This window comes from Acidiplasma cupricumulans (assembly GCF_001402935.1).
Taxonomy (GTDB): domain Archaea; phylum Thermoplasmatota; class Thermoplasmata; order Thermoplasmatales; family Thermoplasmataceae; genus Acidiplasma; species Acidiplasma aeolicum.
Genome location: NZ_LKBH01000304.1, coordinates 1 through 7,953 on the forward strand (window position 1 = coordinate 1; position 7,953 = coordinate 7,953).

6 protein-coding genes and 1 tRNA gene are annotated in these 7,953 nt (G+C 36.4%); 2 read left to right on the plus strand and 5 right to left on the minus strand.

The features are described from left to right. The first annotated feature begins 20 nt into the window (after positions 1–20). Entirely contained in the window at positions 21–917 is an 897-nt protein-coding gene (locus tag AOG55_RS08550; protein WP_048102013.1) for a 4-hydroxybenzoate octaprenyltransferase, read from the plus strand. A 6-nt stretch (positions 918–923) separates the two neighbouring features. On the opposite strand, the gene AOG55_RS08555 is transcribed toward AOG55_RS08550, so the two are convergent. Beyond that, positions 924–1,007: transfer RNA gene (locus AOG55_RS08555), tRNA-Leu, on the minus strand. Positions 1,008–1,300: 293 nt separating this feature from the next. Here AOG55_RS08555 and AOG55_RS08560 point away from each other — a divergent pair. Then, positions 1,301–1,870: an isochorismatase family protein gene (locus AOG55_RS08560; protein ID WP_048102014.1), complete on the plus strand. Its 570-nt coding sequence runs from the start codon at positions 1,301–1,303 to the stop codon at positions 1,868–1,870. On the opposite strand, the gene AOG55_RS08565 is transcribed toward AOG55_RS08560, so the two are convergent. The 4 genes from AOG55_RS08565 to pyrG are packed head-to-tail and all read right to left on the minus strand — an operon-like array spanning position 1,871 to position 7,837. Continuing rightward, complete coding sequence (locus tag AOG55_RS08565) at positions 1,871–2,650, minus strand: ATP/GTP-binding protein (RefSeq protein WP_048102015.1); 780 nt, start codon at positions 2,648–2,650, stop codon at positions 1,871–1,873. 19 nt (positions 2,651–2,669) lie between these two features. Then, positions 2,670–5,909, minus strand: coding sequence for a DNA polymerase II large subunit (locus AOG55_RS08570; protein ID WP_048102016.1), 3,240 nt, complete (start codon positions 5,907–5,909; stop codon positions 2,670–2,672). A 1-nt stretch (position 5,910) separates the two neighbouring features. Next, positions 5,911–6,243, minus strand: a complete 333-nt coding sequence (locus AOG55_RS08575) for an SCP2 sterol-binding domain-containing protein (RefSeq protein WP_048102017.1) — start codon at positions 6,241–6,243, stop codon at positions 5,911–5,913. Beyond that, positions 6,224–7,837, minus strand: a complete 1,614-nt coding sequence (gene pyrG, locus AOG55_RS08580) for a glutamine hydrolyzing CTP synthase (RefSeq protein ID WP_048102018.1) — start codon at positions 7,835–7,837, stop codon at positions 6,224–6,226. The genes AOG55_RS08575 and pyrG overlap by 20 nt, the downstream gene beginning before the upstream one ends. Between the last annotated feature and the right edge of the window lie 116 nt (positions 7,838–7,953).

The window sequence follows — 7,953 nt, forward strand, 5'->3', positions numbered from 1 at the left end:
AATATAGATATACCTTATAAATGTGGGACCCGGGAGGAGCTCATAAAACACAAAATAAGGTTTATATTACGCTTAGGTTTTTAAGAATGGAGCAGACTTTTTTTAGCCTCCCCATGGCATATCTTGGGGCCTTTCTGGCCGTCCGCGGTATTCCATCAATCAGGGTTTTGCTATTAATATTCACCGCACTTTTTTTCATTAGGATAGCAGGAATGACAAATGATAATCTTGCAGACAGGTTTATAGATGCCAGGAATCCCAGAACAATGACAAGACCCCTTGTAACAGGTGCCATTACAGTTCAGGATGCATATTTGTTTATAATAATAGGTTTAATAGGATATTTTGTTTCTGCGTTTTTTATAAACATTATAGCATTTACATTATCCCCACTTGGCGCACTTATAATTATGACATACCCATACATGAAAAGGCACACGGCCCTGGCCAATTATCAGATAGCATCCATACAGGGATTATCGGTTATGGCCGGTGCCATAGCTGCATCCGGCATACATGGGCCGTTGTATATAATATACAGAATTCCATGGTTCTTTGTTTTTGCGACAATTTTCTGGGCCATTGGATTCGATTTATATAACCATATTCCAGATATAGACTATGATAAAACCCATAATCTGCATAGTTTTGCAGTTCTGCTTGGAGGCAAATCACTGGCATTTGCAGGATTGAATCAGGTATTGTCTGTTTCCCTTGCCGTTGGTGCTGACATATTTTATAAATTATATTTAATATCCTACATAAGTACAGCACTACACGGATTGATAATGCTTATTGCATTTATTCTTGCAAGGAAGCAGGATTATGGAAGAGCGTTTCATTATAATATCTATGCCTCTGTTGTGCTTGCCCTTGGAATTATAATAGATGCTGCACTGGGATTTCCAAAATTTTAAAAAGGATGCGGAGAGGGGGATTTGAACCCCCGAATCCCTGCGGAAATGGACCCTAAATCCATCGCCTTTTCCTATCTCGGCAATCTCCGCCTTATCTGCCTTATTCTTAAAATTTATTTATAGTTTTCATTTATAGATAAATATACTATAAATAAGGTCTCTGGGCTGAGAGCATGTATAACTTAATGGGAATAAATATTAAGGAAAATTGAATATATTATTAATATTTAATCCGATATGAACAGTAATAAATTGAATAAAATGCAATATGAATATGATGAATTCATTCTAAATGATGAAAATGGTGAATGTATATTGAAACCTCATTAAACTGTAATGCGATGGCTCACAAAATAAGAAATATTAATTATAAATAAAGTTACATGATTTCTCCAGAAGATAGCATAATAATAATGGAAAATTACAGCAGGGATTTTTTTAGGAATGTTTTCAGTAAGATGGAATTTATAATGGCAGTAGACTATCTAAAAAACTTTGTAAATAAATACGATGTCCCAGTTTTATTCACGGAAAGACCATTTAAGTACATCACAGGAAATGAAGAGATAAACATGTTTATAAAAAAAATGAATGAAAGAAAGGAGAACTCAAAAATGCCTGAATCACCAATGGATAAAAAATTTTTATCTGATTTTGAACGTGCCTTAATTCCAGAGAATGTGGTGCATGTAAAAAAGGAGGATATTTTTTATAATACCAATGTTGAGGATTTAATAAGGCAGCACAAAAGAAATACCGTTCTATTATGTGGTTTTTTCACTGAAACTGATATATTCTTAAGTTCATATGAATCATACATAAGGGAATTTAATACGTATGTTATTTCTGATGCCACATCAACGTATTCTGAAAGGTTATACTTTCAATCACTGGAAATGATAAGCCAGATGGTAAATGTTATAGATACAAGGGACATGGAAAAAATGTTTTGATTATTCATCCCTGTATTCCGTATCTGTGTCCTCACCGCCCTGGAAATAATTGGACATATCAGAATATATGTCATCAAATCCAAACATATCCTTTGATGAAACCGGAGAAATTTTTGTTATTATATCAGATTCCTTAAATGCATTTATAATATTAAGAAAGTAGTCCTTTACCATCTCACCCTTTTCATCCAAAAAGCCCCCGTATAGGAGATCAGGGTCATCCTCCCATGATTTTATTTTATCAACAACTTCATCGCCAATTAAATCTATTTTATTAAGCACGAATAGCATGGGAATGTAGAATCTTGAATATACCGATCCAAATAACATTTTTTCAGATATAAAACCTGAAGGCGTCTGTGCAACAACAGAATCTGCAATAAAGGCCAGCATGCCTTTTTTGCCTGCAAGCCTTTCAACAAGCATTGGACTGCTGGGCCTGAAGCTGAAAAGCTCTATCTGGCCCGGAGTGTCAAAAATTACATAATAGTCCTCGTACAAATCAAGTTTTGACCTTATCTTTTCTGCATTATCTATAAGCAGATCAGATGCAACGACCTGGGCACCATTGGGACCAAGAGAGTACTCACTCATTATATCATTCAGTGAGATAAACTCCCTTATATCTATTTCAGGTTCATATGGAAGGTACTCAGCACCCGGATCAAGGTTTACTATAATGGAGTCATAATCGCTTCTGGTAAGCCATTCCTTAAATGCACCGCAAAATGTTGATTTACCTGTTCCTGCAGGTCCTGTTACAAATAATGATCCAATCATGCATCATTATTTTATGAATTTATTTAAATGATTCCAGTGTTGGTGCGTCATCAACAATTTCATCCCCATGTATATCAAATGTATCATTTATAGAATCTATAAGCCTTCTAATCTGGGCCTGTAAATACTCAGGAAGTTTAAACTCTGACATTATTTTTTCCGTTTCTTTTAGGTATTTAACTATACTGCCGTGGTGTATTGTTAATATCAAATTATCTGATCCACATTTAAGGCATTTGCCTGATAATGGTATTCTTCTAAATTTTGAATTGCATTTTGTGCATCTGAATTCCTGTGTAAAAAAGCTCCTTAAATTTCCAAACATGTCAGGTAGAAAGTGTGATGATATGACCCTGGCAGCAACATCATTCTCGTCCACAGAAATCAATTTTTTTGCAAGCCCAAGCTGCTTTTCTATCTTTTCCTCCATTGATCCTATTGTTTTATATGCTGATGTAAGTGTGCCATCACTTAAATCGGATGTATCAAATGAAAAACCTGCACCGGTATATGAATTTTCCTCAGCCATTTTTACCTTCATTGTTTTCATCATCTTTTCTATAGATGATGCCGGTGAATTTTTTTCTGTTTCCAGATAAAATTCAAGAGGGTATTTATAAAGAGTATCCACATTAAGGGCCTCCTTGTCAACCTCCTCAGGATCAAGAATAACGGTTAAAACAAGAGGGGCATCCATCAGGCCACCGGTGGTTGATGGCAAAAATTTTTTTGAGAAGTTAAGAAGACCGTCCAGCAAAAGCATTATACTATCCTCATCGCCATCACAGTTTCTTCTCTTCGCGGCATGGAAGAATGGATGTGCATAGCAGCCGCTAACCTTTGAGAAGCCAATAATCCTGCCAACAATGCCACCTGAGGTATGTGGTGCAAGCCCAATAACAAGATGCCCTATTAGATCCTCTATTTTACTGCACATGTAATATGGCTGCATGTTATAATATTTAACAAGAAGATCATCAATAAAATTTGATACATGGAGCAGGTATTTTGCCGCATCCTCTGGTATTATAATATCCTGTGGATATATTTCGTTTATTTCCTGATCCGGGTATCCAAGATTTTTTAATGTCTCAGAGGATAACTTCAGCTCGCTTTTTTTGAAATGTGTTATGGGTATATCGGACATATCATATCTGCATGTACCATCCTTATTCAGGCTTATATCATATTTTGACCTTAAAATACCCTTTTCAAGAGGTTCCACTGTATTTGATTTGGACATTAATTTTTTAACGCCCTTAAGCTCCTTTAAATCGTAAAAACCAACATGGCTTTCAGCCTTTTCAAGAACTGTTCCGACATTAACACTTAATTTTTTCTCTGTATTTTCGTCATATGTAATAGAACCGCATTTTTCGCATAATGTTAATGGTGTTTCATTTCCACAGTTCCTGCACTGCCTTGCATTTAATTCCATTGAGAACTCTACCCTGTTTTTGGCCGCAACCAGAATAGATCTCCTGCTATCACCATAATTGAGAATTGGAAATAAGGCATGGACCTTTGGCTTCATTTTTCTGTCCCCTGCCTTTTCTGGCCTTCCCAGCCTTGCACCAACCCTCACAGGTGCCCTTGGCTTAATCTCTATACCTGAAAGCTTATTTACCGCATCCATTACATTTGTTTCATTATCAATATTTCTTAACTGAACAATTTTATCGTTAACAAGTTCAAAACCTGTGGAAATTATGAGGGGATAAAATTCTGATAAAAATAGGCCATTATCTGTATTTTTAAATTCTATGCCAAGCTTTATTAATATATCCCGAATATCATGGGTTAAAATTAAACCTCCTGAAAAATCAGCCACCTTTATAGAATCTATTAATTTTTTAAGTTCATCGATTGTTATATCATGCCAGTAATAGTCATATTTTGGATGGAGCGGAATTTTATATTTTCTGGAAAGATCCACTGCCGTAAACTGATCCGGCACTGTTTTTTCGTAACCCTTCAATTTATCCGGCAGATAATATGACCACCATTCAACTGTAAACGGTGACCTTGATAAATTTCTGTTGTTCTCCAGGAAATCCCCATAGGCGATTAAAATCTCACCAAGATCTGTAATAACGTCTATATTTTCCCTTAAACTGCGTGCCTCCTCCATGTTTTTTATTTTAACATGATCGCCGTTTTTTAAAAGCACTGTTGGGCCATCTATTGTATCACAGGGTGTGATCGCCGCGGCCTTTCCAGGAAGCTCAACCTTTATCTGTGATCCTATGGCAATAAAATCATCCAGTATATACATGGTAATAGGATTTATGGATGCGGCGGCCAGCCCGGAGAGCCTTGATCTGCCGTATCGTAACCTGAAACCACCAGGTCTGTTTGGATATCCAAAAACCGGCCTTCCTGCTATAATATCCCTGAGGTATTTTTCTCCCTTATCCCCCTTTTCCTCCTTTTTATGGTTGCCAATTTTATCCAGTATATCCCATTCCTTCAGGTTCATTATATTTGTATATTTTAAAACCTTCTTGGATTTCTGTATAAGCCCCTCACATAGCACAAGGCACATACCACCACGGATATTATTGGTTTTAATTCTTTTCATATCACGGTGCCCGGAAATTTCCTCTTCCTCACTGCCCTCTCCATCGATCATAACCGGGGAATTCTTTACAACTAGTCTTATCTCATCATCAGAGGGCAAATACTGTAAATGTTTTCTTCTGTTATAGGCCTGGATTTCCTCTATATACCTCTCAACCTCCTCATCTGTTGCCTTAAATGCCCCCACATTAAGCTCTCTTCTAACTATATCTGTAATTAGAACACTTAATGCCTGTGCAGTACCACCTGCGCTTCTAATTGGACCAGAATATACAATATCAGCGTAATCAGTGCCATCATCATTCTTAACTATTTTTACCTCTTTAATTCCCTCCAGAGGTGCCACCAGTATGCCCTCGGTCAATATGGCAAGCCCCACCCTAACAGCCTTTTCAAGGGCCTCATCCTTATTTTCCCTGAGCATTTCTGCAACTTTTTTGGAGATCTTAAGTGATACCTCCTCCCTAGACATGGTTTTTGAAAGTTCCCTGATTTCTGAGGCGATACCCTTCATGTGTATTAATTCTTCCACCCTTTCGGCCATATCATTGGCAAGTGGTATTTCAACCTCAGTTGATATATCCCTGCCAAGGGATTTGGCCTCTGTGGCTATGGCATAACATTCGTCAACCCTTTTCCGAATTAAATTATTATACTCATCTAATTTTTTGTCTAACATTTCAGGATTTTAATAAATCACTTATTAGCAGCTTATCCATTAATGATGCCTTTATTTTTAGCTGACCCTTGAGGTAAGCATCCATGGCACTTTCTTCCTTGGATAATATCTTCTTAAATAAATCAGAGCTGACCTCAACATATATATCAGCATCAGATTTTTCTTCTACAGGCTCACTTATGTGGTTATTTTCGATTTTAAATGTGTAAGAGTCCTTATTATCAAATGTAATGCATATTGTTTTTTTTACAGATTGAAGCTTTTTGGAATATGCCGGATCGCTCGCTATCTTCTGATTCGATTTCTGTATTAAATTATTTAATATTTCTTTCATACAGTTTATCCTCCTTTAACTTTTTATATTCAAGTGATTTTTTTATAAAATATAAATGTACTCTTGATGGATTTAATGGGCGTGATTTAAATTCAGCATGGTACTGTGTGGCAATATAATTATCACGATCCTTTAATTCCATAATTTCCATCCTTATTCCTTCATCATCAGTCCCTGAAAAAATTACCCCTGCGTTTTCAATGTCTTTAATATAAACAGGATTAACCTCGAATCTATGCCTGTGGCGCTCTGATATTATTTTCTGGCCATCGTATATTTTGCTTGCAAGTGTACCTTCCTTAATAATTACATTTTTGGCCCCAAGCCTCATTGTACCGCCTAAGTTTTTAACACCCTTTTGCTCAGGCAGTATATCAATAACAGGGTATTTAGTTTCTGCATCAAATTCTGTGCTGTTTGCATCCTTAAGGCCGAGAACATCCCTTGATATTTCAATTACTGAAACCTGAAATCCAAGGCATATGCCAAGGTATGGTATTCTGTTTTCCCTGGCATACCTTTCTGCTATTATTTTACCCTCAACACCACGGTATCCAAATCCACCGGGTATAAGTATTCCATCAAGGTTCCTTAAATCATCAATGTTTTTAAGTAATTTATCTGAGTCTATCCATTTAATATTTACCGCAATTCCGGTATTGCCTGTTACGTGTGAAAATGCCTCCTTATGGCTTATATATGCATCCTGCATATCTATGTACTTGCCTATTATTCCAACTGTTACCTCATCTTTAGGATTTTTTATGTTATTGACAAAATTCATTAACGTGTAATTGAATTCATGGTCATCGGCATTGTAAATTTCCCTTATAAGATCCAGTATATGCTGTTTTTCCATAAGTTCCGGAACAAAATAGACATTTTTAACATTGTATATGCTTATAATTCCTGATTCCTTAACGTCCGTGAATAATGATATTTTTTTCCTTGCCTCGCTATTTAATGGGTGCTCTGAACGGCAGAATAAAATATCTGGCTGGATTCCTATGGCACGAAGCTCCTTAACGCTGTGCTGCGTTGGCTTTGTTTTCTGTTCCCCTCCAGTTTCGGGAATCAGTGTAACGTGACCAAATATCATATCATCATTTTTTTCTGACTTCATCTGCCTTAAGGCCTCCAGGAATGGCATGGATTCAATGTCTCCGACGGTACCACCAACCTCTATTAACGCAATGTCATAACCCTTGGCCGCCTTTCTTATTTTGTTTTTAATTTCGTTTGTTATATGGGGTATGATCTGAACAGTGCTTCCAAGGTAATCGCCCATGCGTTCCTTTTCAATAACCTCCTTATACACCTTCCCAGTTGTAATATTGTTGTCAGATGTTAAATTTGTGTCCAAAAACCGTTCATAGTTTCCGAGGTCAAGATCAACCTCGCCACCATCATCAAGGACAAAAACCTCTCCATGCTGGTATGGGTTCATGGTACCAGCATCATAATTTAAGTATGGATCTATTTTAATATTAGTTACCCTGTAACCACTATTTTTTAATAGGTATGCAAGACTGGAAGTTATTGTTCCCTTTCCTAATCCAGAAATTACACCACCAGTAATTACAATATAATGCATTATCTAGTAGTGAAAAACGTTTAATAAATTTTTTGCTATACCGTACCATTATATCATTATTAAACTTTTACAACGAATTACATTATAAAATAAGTTATATCGTTTATTTTAATATA